The 17286-nt window shown below is 71.0% G+C and carries 15 protein-coding genes; 8 read left to right on the top strand and 7 right to left on the bottom strand.

The window, feature by feature from the left end; all coding sequences use genetic code 11:
• Positions 1-33 precede the first annotated feature (33 nt).
• The 3 genes from ACWGKJ_RS34015 to ACWGKJ_RS34005 form a co-directional block, all read right to left on the bottom strand.
• Positions 34-237, bottom strand: a complete 204-nt coding sequence (locus ACWGKJ_RS34015) for a cold-shock protein (RefSeq protein ID WP_385030822.1) — start codon at positions 235-237, stop codon at positions 34-36.
• A 275-nt stretch (positions 238-512) separates the two neighbouring features.
• Positions 513-1013 (bottom strand): MarR family winged helix-turn-helix transcriptional regulator, encoded by a 501-nt coding sequence (locus ACWGKJ_RS34010; protein WP_385030825.1) that lies wholly within the window; start codon positions 1011-1013, stop codon positions 513-515.
• A 198-nt stretch (positions 1014-1211) separates the two neighbouring features.
• Positions 1212-2276, bottom strand: a complete 1065-nt coding sequence (locus ACWGKJ_RS34005; protein ID WP_385030828.1) for an ATP-dependent DNA ligase — start codon at positions 2274-2276, stop codon at positions 1212-1214.
• A gap of 74 nt (positions 2277-2350) precedes the next feature.
• On the opposite strand from ACWGKJ_RS34005, the gene ligD reads away from it, so the two are divergent.
• The gene (ligD, locus tag ACWGKJ_RS34000) at positions 2351-3382 is read left to right on the top strand and encodes a non-homologous end-joining DNA ligase (RefSeq protein ID WP_385030831.1); all 1032 of its coding nucleotides are present in this window, start codon (positions 2351-2353) and stop codon (positions 3380-3382) included.
• A gap of 30 nt (positions 3383-3412) precedes the next feature.
• On the opposite strand, the gene ACWGKJ_RS33995 is transcribed toward ligD, so the two are convergent.
• Positions 3413-4774 carry an NAD(P)/FAD-dependent oxidoreductase gene (locus tag ACWGKJ_RS33995; protein WP_385030834.1) on the bottom strand — a complete coding sequence of 454 codons (1362 nt, stop codon included), beginning with the start codon at positions 4772-4774 and terminating at the stop codon, positions 3413-3415.
• 249 nt (positions 4775-5023) lie between these two features.
• Between ACWGKJ_RS33995 and ACWGKJ_RS33990 the strand changes: the two genes are divergently transcribed.
• From ACWGKJ_RS33990 to ACWGKJ_RS33980, 3 genes are all read left to right on the top strand, one after another.
• The gene (locus ACWGKJ_RS33990; RefSeq protein WP_385030837.1) at positions 5024-5677 is read left to right on the top strand and encodes a phosphatase PAP2 family protein; all 654 of its coding nucleotides are present in this window, start codon (positions 5024-5026) and stop codon (positions 5675-5677) included.
• Positions 5678-5797: 120 nt separating this feature from the next.
• A complete protein-coding gene (locus tag ACWGKJ_RS33985) occupies positions 5798-7072 on the top strand; it encodes a VWA domain-containing protein (protein WP_385030840.1) in 1275 nt (424 codons plus the stop codon).
• Complete coding sequence (locus ACWGKJ_RS33980; RefSeq protein ID WP_385030843.1) at positions 7072-7968, top strand: hypothetical protein; 897 nt, start codon at positions 7072-7074, stop codon at positions 7966-7968. Before ACWGKJ_RS33985 ends, ACWGKJ_RS33980 begins: the two co-directional genes overlap by 1 nt.
• 85 nt (positions 7969-8053) lie before the next feature.
• Here ACWGKJ_RS33980 and ACWGKJ_RS33975 read toward each other — a convergent pair whose 3' ends face one another.
• The 3 genes from ACWGKJ_RS33975 to ACWGKJ_RS33965 all read right to left on the bottom strand — a co-directional run bounded on the left by ACWGKJ_RS33975 (position 8054) and on the right by ACWGKJ_RS33965 (position 11022).
• Entirely contained in the window at positions 8054-8530 is a 477-nt protein-coding gene (locus tag ACWGKJ_RS33975) for a VOC family protein (RefSeq protein WP_385030846.1), read from the bottom strand.
• A 79-nt stretch (positions 8531-8609) separates the two neighbouring features.
• Positions 8610-10172, bottom strand: a complete 1563-nt coding sequence (locus tag ACWGKJ_RS33970; RefSeq protein WP_385030849.1) for an MFS transporter — start codon at positions 10170-10172, stop codon at positions 8610-8612.
• A gap of 85 nt (positions 10173-10257) precedes the next feature.
• Complete coding sequence (locus ACWGKJ_RS33965) at positions 10258-11022, bottom strand: GntR family transcriptional regulator (protein WP_385030852.1); 765 nt, start codon at positions 11020-11022, stop codon at positions 10258-10260.
• A gap of 544 nt (positions 11023-11566) precedes the next feature.
• Here ACWGKJ_RS33965 and ACWGKJ_RS33960 point away from each other — a divergent pair.
• From ACWGKJ_RS33960 to ACWGKJ_RS33945, 4 genes are all read left to right on the top strand, one after another.
• Positions 11567-12055, top strand: coding sequence for a hypothetical protein (locus ACWGKJ_RS33960; protein WP_385030854.1), 489 nt, complete (start codon positions 11567-11569; stop codon positions 12053-12055).
• Between the two features lie 285 nt (positions 12056-12340).
• Entirely contained in the window at positions 12341-13042 is a 702-nt protein-coding gene (locus tag ACWGKJ_RS33955) for an SGNH/GDSL hydrolase family protein (RefSeq protein WP_385030856.1), read from the top strand.
• A gap of 186 nt (positions 13043-13228) precedes the next feature.
• Complete coding sequence (locus ACWGKJ_RS33950; protein WP_385030859.1) at positions 13229-14869, top strand: APC family permease; 1641 nt, start codon at positions 13229-13231, stop codon at positions 14867-14869.
• 87 nt (positions 14870-14956) lie between these two features.
• Positions 14957-17230, top strand: a complete 2274-nt coding sequence (locus tag ACWGKJ_RS33945; protein WP_385030862.1) for an FUSC family protein — start codon at positions 14957-14959, stop codon at positions 17228-17230.
• Positions 17231-17286 lie beyond the last annotated feature (56 nt).

Raw genomic sequence — 17286 nt, 5'->3', positions numbered from 1 at the left:
CCCCAAGGTGCGGGCCCCAGCTTGTGTGGTGCGTCAGGCGGGAACGATGTTCTCGGCCTGCGGGCCCTTCTGGCCCTGCGTGACGTCGAAGGTCACCTTCTGGCCTTCCTGGAGCTCGCGGAAGCCCGAGGCGTTGATGTTGGAGTAGTGGGCGAAGACGTCGGCGCCGCCACCCTCCTGCTCGATGAAGCCGAAGCCCTTTTCCGCGTTGAACCACTTAACGGTGCCAGCAGCCATGTGAATCTCTCCTTAGTGGCAAAAATGCCCGGAGGCCCGCACTGTGCGAACCCCACGTCGCTGCGATGATTACCACGTCCGGAATACTCCGAAAATACAAAAGTGCGCCCACCGGCACCGAAAGCCAGTGAGAGCACTTGAAGTCTTTGGGAACCACAACTGCAACTGGTAACGACACTAGCACGCTGAGCACCACGACGCGGGGAAGATTTTCTCCGCGCGTGTCCGGATCGTGGGAAATCAACACATGGTGCCGTTATTCCGGCCGACGGGAATTAAATGACGGTTGCTTCACCCGCCGGCGCCCCGGCTGCCGACGCCCTCACGGGTTCCAGCGCCTCGACCGCTCTGACCAGCGGGGCCAGCTCCGGGTCGGCCGCCGCCCGGTCGAGAGCGGCGCGCAGAGCCGCGTCGTTGGTGGGGCGGGCCCGTGCGAGGAGCAGTGCCCCGTCGGCGGTCACATCGGTGTAGATGCCGCGCCGGTCGGTGGGGCAGAGATATCTGGCGAGCAGCCCCCGGTCCTCCAGGCGGGTGACGAGCCGGGTCGTGGCGGAGTGGCTGAGGACCACCGCGTCGGCGACCTGCTTCATCTGCAGATGGCCGCCCTCCCCGTCGTGCTGGCGGCTCAGAACGTCGAGCAGCGAGTATTCACGCACGCTCAGCCCGTGGCCCGTCTGGAGCGCGCGCTCGATATGCGCCTCGATCCTTCCGTGCAGAAGGGAGAGGGCGCACCAGCTCTGGCTCAGGGCGGTCATCGCCGGGTCGGTCGCGGTCATCGGGGCCTCCTCGGGCGGGAGCATCCTGGGCGGGTGTCGGCCCGGGGTGTCGGCGCTCTCCGCGCTCACCAGCTTAACGCGCCAGCGATTAAGCAGCGCCTGCAAGTACCTGCCGGGTGCCGGTCCGCGAGGCACCTGGGTGGCGCGGCTTTGGGGGCATGGCTCCGGGACACGTCTCCGGGCGCGCCATCGGCAGGATCAGGCGTCGAGAACGTCCGCCAGCGCCGGACCGGCCGGTTCTTCGAGCTGGGCGTAGGTGCAGCTCCACGGGGACCGGTCCGGGCGCCACCGGCGCCACTGGGTGGTGTGCCGGAACCGCACACCGTTCTCCATGTGGTCGTACGCCACCTCCAGCACCCGCTCGGGCCGCAGCGGGATCCACGACAGATCCTTCTTGCCGCTCCACCGGCTGGGGGCTCCCGGCAGCCGCGCCGTCTCGTGCGCCGTCTCCTGCGTCCATGCCGCCCAGGGGTGCCCGTCGGCCGACTCCATGCGCAGGGGCTCCAGCTCAGTGACGAGTTCCGCGCGCCGCTTCATGGAGAACGCCGCACAGACACCGACGTGCTGGAGTACGCCCTCGCTGTCGTACAGGCCCAGCAGCAGCGACCCGACGACCGGGCCGGACCGGTGCAGCCGGTAGCCCGCCACCACCGTGTCGGCCGTGCGTTCGTGCTTGATCTTGTACATCGCGCGCTCGTTGGGCAGATACGGCAGGCCGAGAGGCTTCGCCACCACGCCGTCGAGCCCCGCCCCCTCGAAGGAGCGGAACCAGTCACCGGCCACCGAGGCGTCGGTCGTGGCGGGCGCGACATGCACCGGCGGCCCCGCCGCGGCCAGCGCCGAGACCAGCCGCTCGCGCCGGACGCCCTGGCCCGTCGCCATCAGCGACTCGTCGCCCACGGCCAGCAGGTCGAACGCGATGAACGACGCGGGGGTCCGCTCCGCGAGCAGCCGCACCCGGGAGGCCGCGGGATGGATCCGCTCGGTGAGCGCGTCGAAGTCGAGCCTGCCGTCCCGGGTGATGACGATCTCGCCGTCCAGGACGCACCGCTGGGGCAGATTGTCCCGCAGCGCGTCAACGAGCTCCGGGAAGTACCGGGTGAGCGGTTTGCCCGTACGGCTGGTCAGCTCGGCCTCCGGGCCGTCCCGGAAGACGATCGCCCGGAAACCGTCCCACTTCCCCTCGTACTGCATACCGGGCGGGATCTTCTTCACGGACTTGGCCAGCATGGGCCTGACGGGCGGCAGAACAGGCAGATCCATACTCGGATTCTGCGGCCGCAGACCGCTCCCCGCCCGATATGCGAAGTACGCGGCCTGCGCCTAGCGTGACGCGCATGGGTGCAGCAGTGGAGCTGAGAGCGGGGGAGCGGACCGTACGGCTCTCCAGTCCCGACAAGGTCTACTTTCCGGAGCGGGGCTTCACGAAGCTCGATCTCGCCCAGTACTACATCGAGGTCGGCGCGGGCATCACCCGCGCGCTGCGGGACCGCCCCACCACACTCCAGCGGTACCCGGACGGGCTGGACGGCGAGTCCTTCTACCAGAAGCGTGCCCCGAAGAACCTCCCGGACTGGATCCCCACCGGCACCATCACGTTCCCCAGCGGCCGGACCGCGGACGAGATGTGCCCCACTGAGCCGGCCGCGGTGCTCTGGGCCGCGCAGTTCGCGACCTTCACCTTCCACCCGTGGCCGGTGCGCCGCCAGGATCCGGACCACCCGGACGAACTCCGGATCGACCTCGACCCGCAGCCCGGCACCGACTTCACCGACGCCGTGCGCGCGGCCCATGAACTGCGCGCCGTGCTCGATGACTTCGGCGGACTGCGCGGGTGGCCCAAGACGTCCGGCGGCCGGGGACTCCACCTCTTCGTACCCATCGAGCCCCGCTGGACCTTCACCGAGGTGCGCCGGGCCGTCATCGCGTGCGCCCGCGAGCTGGAGCGCCGGATGCCGGACCGGGTGACCACCGCCTGGTGGAAGGAGGAGCGGGGCGAACGCATCTTCGTCGACTTCAACCAGACGGCCCGCGACCGCACCATCGCCTCCGCCTACTCGGTCCGCCCGCACCCGCGCGCCCAGGTCTCGGCGCCGCTGCGCTGGGACGAGGTCGACAGCGCGCGCCCCGCCGACTTCGACATCGCCTCCATGCGGGACCGCTACTCCCGCACCGGCGATGTGCACGCGGACATGGACGACCACCGCTTCCGTCTCGACGCGCTGCTGGAACTGGCCGACAAGGACGAGCGGGACCGCGGCCTGGGCGACCTGCCGTATCCGCCCGAGTACCCGAAGATGCCGGGCGAGCCCACCCGCGTGCAGCCGAGCCGTGCCAGGCACCGGCACGGCTCGGAGCGCGACGCATAGCCCGGAAGCGGCGTCCGGACCCGGGGTGGGTCAGCCGTGGGCGGTCATCGACGCGGTGTGCTCGCGCACCTGCTCCGGAGTGAGATACGCGTCCGTGTACTCGAAGTCCCGCAGCGTGGCGGGCTTCTGCGACTGGAAACCGGTGCGTACGAAATCGTCCCCGGCGATGGCGTTGATCATCCAGTTGGTCATCACCCGGGTCTTGGCGACATTGGTGCGCAGCGCCGACCAGTGGTAACCCCGGGCCACGGCCTGCGCCGAGACACCGCGCAGCTCGATTCCCAGCGGCTTCGACACCGCGTCCCTGCCGCCCAGGTCGACCACGAGCCCCAGGTCCTTGTGGACGTAGGGCTGGAGTGGCCGGCGGCGCAGCGAGGCCACGATGTTGTCAGCGAGTTTCCGGCCCTGGCGCATCGAGTGCTGTGCGGTGGGCGGGCAGACCGCGTCGCCCCCCTTGACGAGATCCGGTACGGCGGCCGCGTCGCCGAGGGCGTAGACACCGTCGAGCCCGGGGACGTTCATCTCGGGTGTCACCGCGAGACGTCCGCGTACGGTCTCGGCGCCCACCGTGCCGACCAGCGGACTCGCCGCGACACCCGCGGTCCAGATCAGGGTGCGGCACGGCAGGACCCGGCCGTCGGTGAACGTCACCTTGTCCGGGCCGGCCTCGGCGATCGACACCCCGAGCGAGACCTCGATACCGCGCCCGCGCAGGATCTCCAGAGCGCTCTGCCCGAGTTTGTCGCCCAGCTCCGGCATCAGCTTCGGCGCGATGTCGATCAGATGCCATTTGACCAGCTTCGGATCGATGTGCGGATAGTGCTTCACGGCGTTCGTCGTGAGGCGCTGCAGACAGGCCGCCGTCTCGGTGCCCGCGTAGCCGCCGCCGACCACCACGAACTGGAGCCGCGACTCCCGCTCCGCCTCGTCCTGGCTGGCGTCCGCCAGGTCCAGCTGGGCGATCACATGGTCGCGGATGTACGCGGCCTCGGCCAGGGTCTTCATGCCCCGCGCGTTGTCGAGGAGACCTGGGATGTCGAACGTACGGGTGATGCTGCCCGGCGAGAGCACGATCTGGTCGTAGCGCTCATTGACGATCTCACCGGTGATCTTGCGGATGACGCACACCTTCGCCTTGGTGTCGACCCCGATGGCCCCGCCGGGAATGATCCGGGTGCGGTGCTTCTGGCTCCGGCGCAGCGACACGGCCACCGACTGCGGGGTGAGGACGCCGGAGGCGACCTGGGGCAGCAACGGAAGATAGAGCTGGTAGGAGAAGGGCGCCACCAGCGCGATCTCCGCCTCTCCCGGAATGAGCCGCCGCTCCAGACGGCGTACGCACTCCACTCCGGCGAATCCGGCGCCCACTACGAGAATCCTGGGTCGTCCCACGGTGTTCGTCCCTTCTCAGGTCTGCACGGTCGTACCCTCCCCGCCTGCCCCGTGGGACGGGTGACGGCACGTGTGAATCGCGCCCTGACCGCTGCCTGGCACACCCATCTTCGCGGGCCCGGGGAGAGTCCGCCTGCTGAACACCACGAAGGGGCACCCATGACCGGACGGATCGCGCCCGGAAGAGCGCCGTCGGCCCGGTCCCACGCCCTCGGAAGCCGCCACCGCCGCCGGGTATCGTGCGGATCCATGACGACCGACACCGACACCGACACCGACACCGACGCCGTGCGGGACCGCTCATCGGGCCGTGCCGGGGCGGAGCGCCGCACGACCGGTACGGCCGTGGCCCGTACGGTCACCGACGTATTCCAGCCGCGCAACGTTCTGCTGGTGGGCATGCCCGGTATCGGCGTCGCGGCGGCGGGGGACTGGACCGGCGTCCCCTGGGGGCTGCTCGGCGCGGTGTGCGCGGGGCTGGTACCCGCCGCGTACATCGAGTGGGAGCGCCGGCGCGGTACCTGGGGCGACCGGCATGTGGTCGACCGCAGGCAGCGCGCCCCGATCTTCCTCGTCATCCTCGGATCGGTCGGGACCGGCGCTGCCCTGATGACCGCCGGCGGCGCGCCCCGGGGCATCCTGCTGGCCATGCTCGCCCTCTGGGCGATGACCGTCGTTCTGCTCGCGGTCAACACGGTCTGGAAGATCAGTGTGGACGCGGCGGTGGCTTCCGCGGTCGTCGCGATGCTGGCCGCCGTCCACACGCCGTGGTGGATCACCGGATACGTCCTGGTGGCCGCGGTCTGCTGGTCCCGGGTCGCGCTCGCCTACCACTCCGTCGCGCAGACCCTCGCGGGTGCCTCGCTGGGCGCGGCCACGGCAGCCGTTCTCGTCCTGGCGTAACCGGTTCGCACCGGCTTCCGGGGCCTCGTACGGATTCGGCGTGCCAGGGGCGGGCAGGCCGAACTCCCCGTCCCAGCAACCGTTTTGGAGATATGGGGGGAGGCTCCGTACGATCCGGTGATGATCATGAGAAAACGGCTGGCGGCCGGGGTGTGCACGCTCCTGGCTGCCCTGGTCGTCGGAACCTTCCCCACCGGCGCCGCCGCCGATGAACCGTCCGGCACACCTTCGCCCAAGGTCGAGCTGGTGCTCGACGTCAGCGGCTCGATGCGGACGCGCGACATCGACGGCGGCTCGCGGATGACGGCGGCGAAGCAGGCGTTCAACGAAGTGCTCGACGCGGTGCCCGAGCAGGTGCAGCTCGGCATACGCACGCTGGGTGCCAACTACCCCGGCAACGACCGCAGGACCGGGTGCAAGGACACCCGTCAGCTCTACCCGGTCGGACAGCTCGACCGGACCGAGGCCAAGACCGCGGTCGCGACCCTCGCGCCGACCGGCTGGACACCCATCGGCCCCGCCCTGCAGGCGGCGGCCCGGGACCTCAAGGGCGGTGAAGCGACCCGCCGTATCGTCCTCATCAGCGACGGCGAGGACACCTGTGCACCGCTCGACCCGTGCGTCGTGGCACGCGACATCGCGGCCCAGGGCATCCACCTCGTCATCGACACACTGGGCCTGGTGCCCGACGCCAAGACCCGCAAGCAGCTGACCTGCATCGCCGAGGCCACCGGCGGTACGTACACCTCCGTGCGCCACACCAATGAACTCTCCGGGCGCGTCACGCAGTTGGTGGACCGCGCCGCTGACCCGGTCGCCACCCCCGTGGCCACCGAGGGCGCGGACACCTGCACGGACGCCCCGCAGCTCAAGGCCGGGCTCTACAGCGACCGGGAGAGGTTCGCCGAGCACCGCTGGTACCGGGTGGACGTCCGCCCGGGGCAGGAACTGCGCGCATCCGTCAGCGTCGCCGCCGACCGCGCCGTCAACAACGACTACGGCGTACTGCTCAGGGCGCTGACCGTCAACGGCCGGGAGATCGTACGGGGCCAGGAGTCCGGCACCGGGCGCACCGACGCCATCTCCACGGGGCTGCGCTACCCGAAGCCGGCCGTCGATTCCGACGACGCCCACAACGCCGACAACACAGCGGAGACCGTCTGCCTCAAGGTCGGCAACTCCTTCTCGGCGCCGTCATCGGTCAAGACCACGCCCGGCCTGCCCGTCGAACTGAACATCGCCGTCGTGGACGCACCTGACGACGCGTCCGACGTGGCCGCCTTCGGGCTGGGCCGCGGCTGGTGGCTGCTCGGCGTCCTCGTACTCACCGGCCTGGTGTCGGGTGTGCTCTGGGGCTGGATCTCACGTCTGCGCTTCGCCGGGAGGACCGACTGATGCGGATCCGACGCATACTTCCGCTCACCGTACTCGCGGGTCTGGCGCTCATCGGCGGGGCCGGCGCCGCCGCGGCCGACACGGAGACCCCCTCGCCGTCCTCGTCCTCCTCGGGTGACGGCAACTCCGCGCCGTCCCAGGCGGGTACGGCATTCCGTACGGCGACCGCCATCCAGCAGGGCCGGCACGCCACCGCGAACGCCTCGACGGGCGACTATCTGTACTGGGTCTTTCCCGCCGACGCGGGCCAGTCGGCCACGGTCGACGCCACGGTGAAGCTGCCGGAGGCCGCGGCCCGCCACGGCGCGTCGACCTGGCAGCTCGACGTCTACGACGGGCTGCGCAGGCGGCAGTCGTGCCGGTACGGGAGCCAGACCCGGGTGGCCGCGGCGGACGCGGCCACCGTGACCATGACCTGCCATCTGCGGACGGTCCGGTCCTGGGCGGAACCCTGGGCCAACGACCCGCTGCCGGGGAGCTACTACATCCGGCTGACCGTCACCAGCCTCCCGCAGGAGGACCTCGGACTGCCGGTGCGAGCCGATGTCGTGGCCACCTCGTCCGACAGCGGCGGGGCACACGCCGTGGACGGTTCGCTGTCGTCCCCGCTGACGGCGGTCACGGCCCCGGACGTGTCCTCGTCCACATCGTCGGCCGCGTCGTCCACGGCGGACCCGTCGGCCGGCTCCGACCGGTCCGAGGCGGACGGTTCCTCGGACGCGGCGCCCGCCGGCATCGCCGCCGAGCCGGAGGACGGCTGGTCGTCCGGCTGGTGGTCGGACCGCTGGCTCTGGACCGTGGGCGGCGGCATCCTGGGCGCCCTCGCGGGTGTCGCCGGATACCGGATGGCGCGTGGGCCCGGCCGCTCCTTCTACCGGCGCCCGCCGGCCGTCTGAGACAGCGGCCTCCTGTCCGGCGCGGACCGCGCCGGACAGGAGGCCCTGCGGTGCTTGAAGGCAGGCGGCACCTTGACCACCGGCCCTACGCCTGGTCGTAGGCGGCGGCGCGGATCGCGGCCAGATCGAGCTTCTTCATGCCGAACACGGCCCGCATCGCCCGCTCGCCGCGCGCCGGGTCGGGGTCGGTCAGGATCTCGTGCATCCCGCTGGGAGCGACCTGCCAGGACACGCCGTACTTGTCCTTCAGCCAGCCGCACGGCCCTTCCTGGCCGCCCTCGCTCAGCTTGGCCCAGTAGTAGTCGATCTCGTCCTGATCGGCGCAGTTGACCATCAGTGAGACTGCTTCGCTGAAGGTGAACTGGGGACCGCCGTTGATCGCGGTGTACTCCTGGCCGTCCAGGACGAAATCGACGGTCAGTACGGTGCCCGCGGGTCGCGGGCCTGCCGCCGTGTAGTGCGTGACGGACTTGATCTCCGAGCGGGGGAACACCGACACGTAGAACGCGGCGGCCTCCTCGCTCTCGGTGTCGAACCAGAGATTCGGGGTGATCCGGGGCATGGGAGTCTCCTGCGGTGGTCGTGTGTCCGCTTCCGTATCTGTACCGACTCCCGTGCGGGCCCGGACTCATCGCAGCGGCTCAGATCTGTACGTGTGACTCCTCTGGCAGCCAGGTGAGGACGAGAGCGCCCGCGGCGACGACCAGACCGGCCAGCACCAGCATGCTCGTGCCGAGAGAGTCCGTGAAGGCGGTGATCACGGCCCGGTGCAGCTGCGGACCGGCGGCCATGGCCTCCGCTCCGGCCACGGTGGTGGGCGCGTCCGGGCCCCGCAGCCCGGCCGGCAGCCTCGCTGTGAAACCCGCGGTGATCAGGGTGCCGGTGAGCGCCACCCCGAGCGCGCTGCCCAGTTCGCGGGTCAGGCTCTGCAGCCCGGAGCCGAGACCCGCCCGGTCCGGCGGCAGGGCCGACATCAGGGTCTCGGAGAGCAGCGGCGTGGCCAGCCCGCACCCGGCCGCGGTCAGCCCCGCCCCGAGTGCGTACACCGGGTAAGGGGTGTCGGGACCGACCCGCGAGACGGTGCACAGGCCGCAGGCCAGAACGAGCAGTCCGAGGCTGATGACGGTGCGGCTCTGCAGCCGGAGCCGGAGCACCGTCGTGCAGCGCGGGGCGAGCAGCAGGGCGGCGGCCATGGGCAGCAGCCGGATCCCGGCCCCCAGCGCGGAGTAGCCCTTGACGTACTGGAGGTACTGGCCGTTCAGATAGAACAGCCCGAACATGCCGAGGAAGACGGAGACCATGCCCACGGCGCCCGCCCGGACGGCCGGGCCGGCCAGCAGCCGGGGGTCGAGGATCGGGTGTTCCTCGCGCAGTGCGTGGACGGTCCAGAGGGTCAGCAGGAGGACGGCGGCTGCGAAGGCACCCAGGACCTGTGCGCTGCCCCAGTCCTGTTCAGGTCCGGAGACGACGGCGAAGAGCAGGGCCAGGAAGCCGAGGGTCAGCAGCAGCGCGCTGACCGGGCCGACCGGCCGGGTGTGGCGGGGAGGTGCGGGGGCGACGAGCGCGGCCAGCAGCAGGGCCGCGAGGGCCAGGGGAGCCGCGTACAGGAAGAGGGAGCGCCAGGACCCGCCCTGGATCGCCGCGCCGCCGCCGACGTTCCCGAGCACGGCGGCGAGCCCCGTCATGGACGCCCACAGGGCGATGAGCCGCGACCGCCGGCCGTCGGGGGCGCCGGTGACCATGAGCGCCAGGGTGGTGGGCAGGACCGCCGCGGCCCCCACCCCGCTGACCATCCGCCCGGCGATCAGCACGCCCACATCGGGCGCCGCGGCGGCGAGCACGCACCCGAGAGCGAAGAGGACCAGGCCGGTGAGGAGCACACCCTTGCGGCCCATACGGTCGGCCACCGCCCCCGCGGGTACGACCAGACAGGCGAAGACCGCCACATACCCGTCGACCACCCAGAGCACGGCCGCCGCGGACGGGTGGAGCGAACTCGCCGACAGTGAGGGGATCGCCAGATTGACGGCCGAGACCATGCCCACCACCAGGGTGACGCACAGGCACATGACGACAACGGCCGCGCGCGATCCGGCCGTGCGGCGGCTGTCCGTGCGGCGGCTGTCCGTACGGCTCTCCGTACGGCCGGACGAGGGCGGGGACTGGGGCCGGACAGGCTCTGGAACGGCCGGGCGACGGGGCAAGGGACCCTCCTGGTCGGCGGGCGCGTCGAGCACACCCTCGGTCGGGGTGGAGCGGGCAGGGGAGAGGGGTGCGGAAGCGGACGCGTCAGCCGGCGGCCGGTGCGGTGCGGTGCAGATCGGCCCGGAGCGTGAGCCGGTCGCCGCGTACGGAGAGGAATTCCAGGTCGACGGGGCGGCCGTCCGCGAGCCTGCTGAGGCGCTCCACGGCGAACAGGGCGGTCCCCGCGGGCGCCGCCAGGATCCGGGCGGTGTGGGGATCGGCGTTCACGGCCTGGACCGTCACCTCCGCGGCCCCCAGCCGCTGCCCGCAGGACTGCTCGATGAGCGCGAAGACGTCCTGGTTCTCCAGATCGAGGTCCAGCAGGGGCAGCCCGATGTCGACCGGGAGATAGGTGAGGTCCAGGGAGAGCGGGGCGCCGTCCAGCCGCCGCAGGCGCTCAAGGCGGACTACCGGTTCGCCGTCGGCCACCGCGAGCCGCCGGGCGACCTGCGCGGGCGGGACGAGCGTGCCCGCGGCCCGCACCTCGTTGTCGACCGTGCCGTGCGACTTCAGCGTCTCGGCCAGCCCGGCCAGCCGTTCCAGCGGATGCGAGTGCTTGCGGTTGAGCAGGACCGTTCCCACACCCCGCCTGCGCTCGACAAGGCCCTCGTCCCGCAGGATCAGCAGCGCCTGGCGGACCGTGTTGCGGGAGACCGCGAAGTCCTTCGAGAGCAGGCGTTCGTCCGGCAGGAAACCGGTGGGGTACAGCCCGGCGGCGGCCTGCTGCCGCAGCACCTCGGCCACATTGCGGGCCCGGTCGGCGCGCCGTGCGGGAGAGGGTTCCGGAGAGCCCGGCGGTGTGTGTTCCATGGTCGCCGCTCCGTCCCTGCCGTACGCCGCCGCCCGGGGGCGCGACCCGGTGATGCCGTTCACCACCGGTCGCCCAAGGTACGTCCAGCATATTTCGCCTTTGTTACGCCACCAGCTTTGACCTGCGGTGATGCCTGGACCTGGGGTGATGGGCGGCAGGGGAGAGGATCCGCCACCGGCGGCGCCCACGGGACTGCTCCCTGACCGCTCCCGGACCGCTCCGATGCCGCTCCGATGCCGGGCCGGGGACCGCGCAGAGCCGGGCCGCGGACGGCCTGGGTCCGGGTCAGGGCGGAAGTGGCTTGTTCAGGTCAGTTCTGATTCCACCGCGGAGATCGGCCGTTAAGAATCAAGGCCGTGTCCCTTGTAATCACTTACCGCCCGCGCATCAATGAACAACGGCATCCGACGGCCCGTCAGATGAAACATTCTCTCTCCGGAAATGTTCTGAGAGCTGCCAGGAAATCGGCAGACGACCCGGGGGAGAAAGGGGCGGGTACCGGTGCGCTCGAAAGGTCAGTTGACGCGAAGGAAGGAACACTTCATGAGACACGGAAGCAGAAGCAGCAGAGCCGCCCTGCGCGCCGCGGTCGCTGTGGGAGCGGCGGCGGTGGTGGGCCTCGGCTTCACCTCGTCGGCATCAGCGGTGACGCCGCAGACTGTGACGGCGACGTACAACTGCGGTGTCTGGGGCGGCGGTTCGGCCACCCTGACCGCCACCCAGAGCGGCACGGCGGCGACGATCACGCTGACCTCGGCAGTGACCACGCCCGTCCACGTCGCCAAGGACTCCATGACCGCGAAACTCACCCTCGCGAAGAACGGCAGCGGCACCACGGTGTTCTCCGGCACGAAGAACCCCGACCTCGCGGCCGGTTCGGCCGTCACCATCGGCCCGCTGACCGGGAAGGTCGCAGCGGGCGACCACCTCGACTCGTACACCGGCGGTACGGCGCTTTCGATGACCATCTTCGGTGTGGCGGTCAACTGCACGGCCACGACGGCGCAGTCGCCGGGGCCGTTCGTTTTCTGAGACAGCTGAATCAGTGTCCGAGCGCATGAGCAGGCTCCTGTGGGAACGCTCAGGATCCCGCGAACCGCCTGCCATTCCGCACCGCGCTCGGTGCGTCAGGAATTCACTCATGGCTCTGCTGTCCGATTCCCTCCCCGTACCCGGAAGAGGCGAATACGGCGCAGTTGTCCAGGCGCTCACCGTCTTCCGTACGGGTTCGATCAGTGCGCGGCTTCGGTAGTACGTTTCCGTGGAACCCGGCCCTCCGGGCCGGCCCGCCGTACTCGCCGCTCTCACGGAGTCCCTGTGCCCCTTCAGCTGCCCAGCCGCGCGACCATTCTCTTCCAGGGCGACAGCATCACCAACGCGGACCGCGTGGTCCACTCCACTGACGAACTCGGCCATGGCTACGCCGGAATGAGCGCCGACCTGCTGCGGACGGCCCGCCCGGACAGCGAATTCACCTTCGTCAACCGGGGTATCGGCGGAGACCGCGTCGCCGATCTGCGCGCCCGCTGGCACAAGGACGCCGTGGCGCTCGCCCCCGACCTGCTGTCCGTCATGATCGGGGTCAACGACACCTGGCGCCGGTACGACGCGGGCAGCCCCACCACCGTCGACGCGTACGAGAAGGACTACCGCCACATCCTGACCCGCATCAGGGACAGCTGCGGAGCCCGGCTTCTCCTGGTCGAACCCTTCCTGGTCCCCGTGCACCCCGAACAGTGGGCCTGGCGGGAGGATCTCGACCCGCGGATCCACGTGGTGCGCAGGCTCGCCGAAGAGTTCGACGCCGCGCTGCTCGCGGCTGACGGGCTGCTCAACCAGGCGGCCCGCAGCGCGGGCGGCGCCGCGCACGTCGCCGGGGACGGAGTGCACCCCACGCCCTTCGGCCACCGTGTGCTGGCCCGCGCGTGGGTGGACCTGGTGACCGGTGGGGCCGTGCCGGGAGGCGGCGTTCCGGACAGCGCCCTCGCGCTCGGCGCGACCCCCGGCCGGGACGACTGACGCCCACCGGGCACCCCCCGCCCACAGGCTGACCGGCCACCGAGCACCCCGGTCCACCGGCCGACCGGCCCCTCGAACGGCCGACCGCACAGTGGCGCGAATGTGCGGGTACGGGCGGTGCCCGTGGTTACAGTGTGGCGCTCTGGGCATCCGTAGATCACGCAGCCAGGCGAGGAGACGTGTCACGTGCCGGAGAACGAGCCGTCCGAGTTACGTTCCGTCCCGGAGGCGCTCTCCCAGGAACACCGGCTCCGCAAGGACCTCGGGTTCTGGGGTCTGACCTCCATCGGGTTCTCCAACATCCTCGGTTCCGGCTGGCTGTTCGCCGCCCTCTACGCCGCCCAGACCGCCGGCCCGGCCGCCCTGCTGTCCTGGATCGCCGCCGGCGCGCTGTGCGCTCTGGTCGCGCTGGTGATGGTGGAGCTCGGGGCGACCCGTCCGGAGGGCGGCGGCACCGTGCGCTGGCCGCTGTACGCCAGCGGACGGCTGGTCGGCACCGTGGTCGGCTGGTCCGTCCTGCTGTCGATCGGCGGTACGGCAGCTGAGATCAGCGCCATCATGCAGTACGCGGCGCACTACGTGCCCGGTCTCTACAGCGGAGGCAGACTCACCGCGACCGGCTTCGGCGCGGCCGCCGCGCTGAGTGTGCTGCTGTTCGCGCTCAACTGGTTCGCGGTACGCCTGTTCGCACGGGTGAACAACCTGGTGTCGCTGCTCAAGGTCGTCATCCCCGTCGTCACCGTGATCGCCCTCTTCCTCTCGGGCACCCACTCCGGCCGCCTCACCGACCACGGCGGCTTCGCACCGTACGGCTACGCCGCCTGTCTCACCGCCCTCGCGGGCGGCGGCATCATCTACTCCGTCAACGGCTTCCAGTCACCCCTCGACTTCTCCGGTGAGGCCCGCAACCCGCGCAGGACCGTGCCCGCCGCCGTACTCACCGGGATCGCACTCGCCGTCGTGGTCTACCTCGCGCTCCAGCTGGCGTTCCTCTTCACCGTCCCGGACTCCCTGCTGGGACACGGCTGGCGCGGTGTCAACTTCGAGTCGCCGTTCGGCCAGCTCGCCCTGGTGCTCAACCTGCACTGGCTCGCGACCCTCCTCTACGCGGACGCGGTGCTCTCGCCGGGCGGCTCGGCGTACGTCGGTGTGGCCATCGACGCCCGCCACACCTACGCGCTGGCCAAGAACGGCCTGCTGCCCCGCTTCTTCATGCGGATCGACCCCCGCTCCGGAGTGGCGCACCGGGCGCTGCTGCTCAACCTCGCGGTCATCATCGTCTTCATGCTGCCGTTCGGCGGCTGGCAGGACATCGTCAGCGTCATGGGCGACATGTATCTGCTCATCTACGCGGCGTCGGCGGTCGCCGCCGCGGTGTTCCGGGCGCACGACCGGGAGCGCGGAGTGCTGAGGGCCGACGGTCGGGTACCCGGAGTGCGCTGGATCGCGCCCGTCAGTTTCATGGTGGCGGGTGAGTTCGTCTTCTGGTCGGGCTGGCACAACCTGCGGCTCGCGCTGCCGATGGTCCTGATAGGCGTTCCGCTGTTCCTGATCCTGCGGCGGGGCTCCGGCGGGCCGCCCCCGCGCGACGAGCTGCGGCACGGCGCCTGGCTGGTCTTCTATCTGGCCGCGCTGACCCTGCTGTCCTGGCTGGGAAGTTTCGGCGGTTCGGCCAGGCTGCCCGCCCCGTACGACTCGGCGGTGGTGGCCGCCGTCTCGCTGGCGGTCTTCGGCTGGGCGGTCCGCTCAGGCGCCGGGCACCTCAGGGCGCACCCGCGGACCGAGCCCGGGAGCACCCCCGGACTGCCCGATCCCAGCCGCCCCTGACCTGCTCGGATCCCGGAGAACCGGGCCATGCGATGCTGGGGGGCGACACCGGACCCGGGCCGGAGAACAGGGGAGTACGGCAGCGCGATGGCAGCAACACGGCGGACACGGACCGGAACCTGGGACCGCTACGCGGCATCCGACCCGGGATTCCTGCGACTGATGGCGGGGCTGCGGACCGTCGCGGCGATCGGGCTCGCGCTCATCGTGCTCTCGCTCTTCCACACGCCCGTTCCGCTCCTGGTCGCCGGGGCGATGGCCGCCATGGTCTCCACCTTCGCGATCAGGGAGAAGGACGTACGCGGGCAGGCCATCACCCTCGGATTCGGCCTCCCCGTCGCCCTCGCCTCGATGTCGCTGGGGGCGTTGCTCAACGCCCGCATCATCACCGGTGACATCTTCTTCGTCGTGCTGATCTTCGGCGCCGTCTACTCACGCCGCTTCGGCGACCGGGGCACGGCGCTCGGCCTGATCGGTTTCCAGGTCTACTTCGTCTCACTGTTCGTGCACGCCACGGTCGCCACCCTGCCCCAGCTGTATCTGACGCTGACCATCGCCTTCGTGAGCAGTGCCGTCGTACGGTTCGCCGTCGTGCCCGAGACTCCCGAGCGCACCCTGGGCCGGCTGCGGGAAGCCTTCAGAGCCCGGCTCGCACAGCTGGTGGCCACCCAGATAGAAGTGCTCGACGCCACCCCCGGACAGCTCGACAAGGTCCTCGACGATCTGCGCGGCCGTACCGCCCGGCTCCACCAGACGGCCCTCATGATCCAGGGCCAGCTGGAGACCGGCACCCGTGACCCGGCATCGGCCGCACTGGTCCAGCGCAGGATCGCGGACGCCGAGATCGCCGCCGAGCGCCTCGGTATGCTGCTCCTCAACGCCCGCACGGCGGAGCGCGCCGACACCCTCACCCTGCATCTGCCGAACGCACGGATCCCGGCCGCCCCGGGCAGCGGACAGTCCGGCGCCCCGGGCATCGGCGGTACGGACGAGATCACCGCCCTGCTGCGCCGGGACCTCAACGCGCTGCATCTGGTGGTGACCCGGCTCTCCCCCGACGAGCGCGGCACGGCCCTGGCCCATCTGCGCAACAGGCTGCTCGGCTACCGGGACGAGGAGAATCTGCCGCGGGCCTCACTCGCCGTACAGGACGTGTTCCGCGGCCTCGGTGAGGCAGCGCGCTCCGTGCTCGGGCTGCGGCTCGCGCTGGACGGACCGCAGGACGAGTCGGACGACACCCCCGAGACGACCCGCTCCCGCGAGGAGTTCGAGGCCGAGGACGTGGCCATCACCCGCGCCGAGGAGACCGATGAGGACGAGACCGGGCTCCAGCGGCGCACCACGCGGACGGCGTTCCAGGTCGCGGTCGGCTCGACGCTCGCCATCGTCGGCGGCGAGTTCCTGTCCAGCCAGCGCTGGTACTGGGCGGTGCTGACCTGCTGGGTGGTCTTCCTCAACACCGCGTCCACCGGCGAGATCCTCGTCAAGGGCTACCGGAGGCTGCTCGGCACGGTCCTCGGCGTCGTCGCCGGTGTCGCTCTCGCGGGGCTCGTCGGCAACCACACCTGGACCGCGTTCGCCCTGGTCCTGCTCTTCATCTTCGGGATGTTCTTCACCGCGCCCCTCTCCTACGCGCTGATGTCCTTCTTCGTCACGGCGATGCTGGGACTGCTCTACACCCTCCTCAACACCTACAGCCTCTCCGTCCTGGTGCTGCGGATCGAGGAGACGGCGCTCGGCGCCGCCTGCGGGGTCATCGCGGCCGTACTGGTGCTCCCCGTGCACACCGACCGCCGTACCGACGAGGAACTCGGCACGGTGCTCGACCGGCTGCGGGACGTCGCGTCGGCCGCCGTCTCCCAGCTCAGCGGCGGACCTCCGGCCGACCTCCTGGACATGGCGCGCGATCTGGACACCGCCCTGGACGACCTGCGCCGCTCCACCCAGCCCCTGACGCACCCGATCACCCCGCTGCGGGTGCGCCGGCAGACGGCCCGCTATCTGGTCGCGGTGCTGGAGACCTGTGCGTACCACGCGCGTTCGCTCGCCGCGACGGCCGAGCTCGTGCCCTACAGCAAGACCGTCGCGGCCGACCCGCGGCTGGAGCGGTCCGGTGTCCGGATCGCCCACAACATCGATGTGATCGCGGCGCGGGTGGCGGACGAGAACGCCGGGGGCGAGGTCGAGTCCGGCGCCAGCATCGCCGCCATGCTGGAGAGCAGTTCGTCCGAGGTCCTGCGGTCGGGCACGGTCACCTTCCGCGTGCTGCGGCATCTGCAGCGCCTCGACGAAGGGGTCGTCGGCCTCGCCCGCACCCTCGATGTGCCCATCGCGGCCCGCGAGGAACGCAAGGCGGCCTGAGGCCCCGGCCCGTACGGGAGACCACCACGCGCCCCCTCACAGGGCGCGGCGGCGCA

The sequence above is a fragment of the Streptomyces sp. NPDC054757 genome (genome assembly GCF_053612185.1).
This window is presented reverse-complemented; position numbering and strand designations above follow the sequence as displayed.

What these genes read in the sequence shown, in the direction of transcription:
- ligD (WP_385030831.1), top strand. Translation starts at nt 2,351, where the DNA reads ATGGGTGCAGCAGTGGAGCTGAGAGCGGGGGAGCGGACCGTACGGCTC.
- ACWGKJ_RS33945 (WP_385030862.1), top strand. Translation starts at nt 14,957, where the DNA reads ATGGCAGCAACACGGCGGACACGGACCGGAACCTGGGACCGCTACGCG.
- ACWGKJ_RS34005 (WP_385030828.1), bottom strand. Translation starts at nt 2,276, where the DNA reads ATGGATCTGCCTGTTCTGCCGCCCGTCAGGCCCATGCTGGCCAAGTCC.
- ACWGKJ_RS33990 (WP_385030837.1), top strand. Translation starts at nt 5,024, where the DNA reads ATGACGACCGACACCGACACCGACACCGACACCGACGCCGTGCGGGAC.
- ACWGKJ_RS33975 (WP_385030846.1), bottom strand. Translation starts at nt 8,530, where the DNA reads ATGCCCCGGATCACCCCGAATCTCTGGTTCGACACCGAGAGCGAGGAG.
- ACWGKJ_RS33960 (WP_385030854.1), top strand. Translation starts at nt 11,567, where the DNA reads ATGAGACACGGAAGCAGAAGCAGCAGAGCCGCCCTGCGCGCCGCGGTC.
- ACWGKJ_RS34015 (WP_385030822.1), bottom strand. Translation starts at nt 237, where the DNA reads ATGGCTGCTGGCACCGTTAAGTGGTTCAACGCGGAAAAGGGCTTCGGC.
- ACWGKJ_RS33980 (WP_385030843.1), top strand. Translation starts at nt 7,072, where the DNA reads ATGCGGATCCGACGCATACTTCCGCTCACCGTACTCGCGGGTCTGGCG.
- ACWGKJ_RS33985 (WP_385030840.1), top strand. Translation starts at nt 5,798, where the DNA reads ATGATCATGAGAAAACGGCTGGCGGCCGGGGTGTGCACGCTCCTGGCT.
- ACWGKJ_RS33965 (WP_385030852.1), bottom strand. Translation starts at nt 11,022, where the DNA reads ATGGAACACACACCGCCGGGCTCTCCGGAACCCTCTCCCGCACGGCGC.
- ACWGKJ_RS34010 (WP_385030825.1), bottom strand. Translation starts at nt 1,013, where the DNA reads ATGACCGCGACCGACCCGGCGATGACCGCCCTGAGCCAGAGCTGGTGC.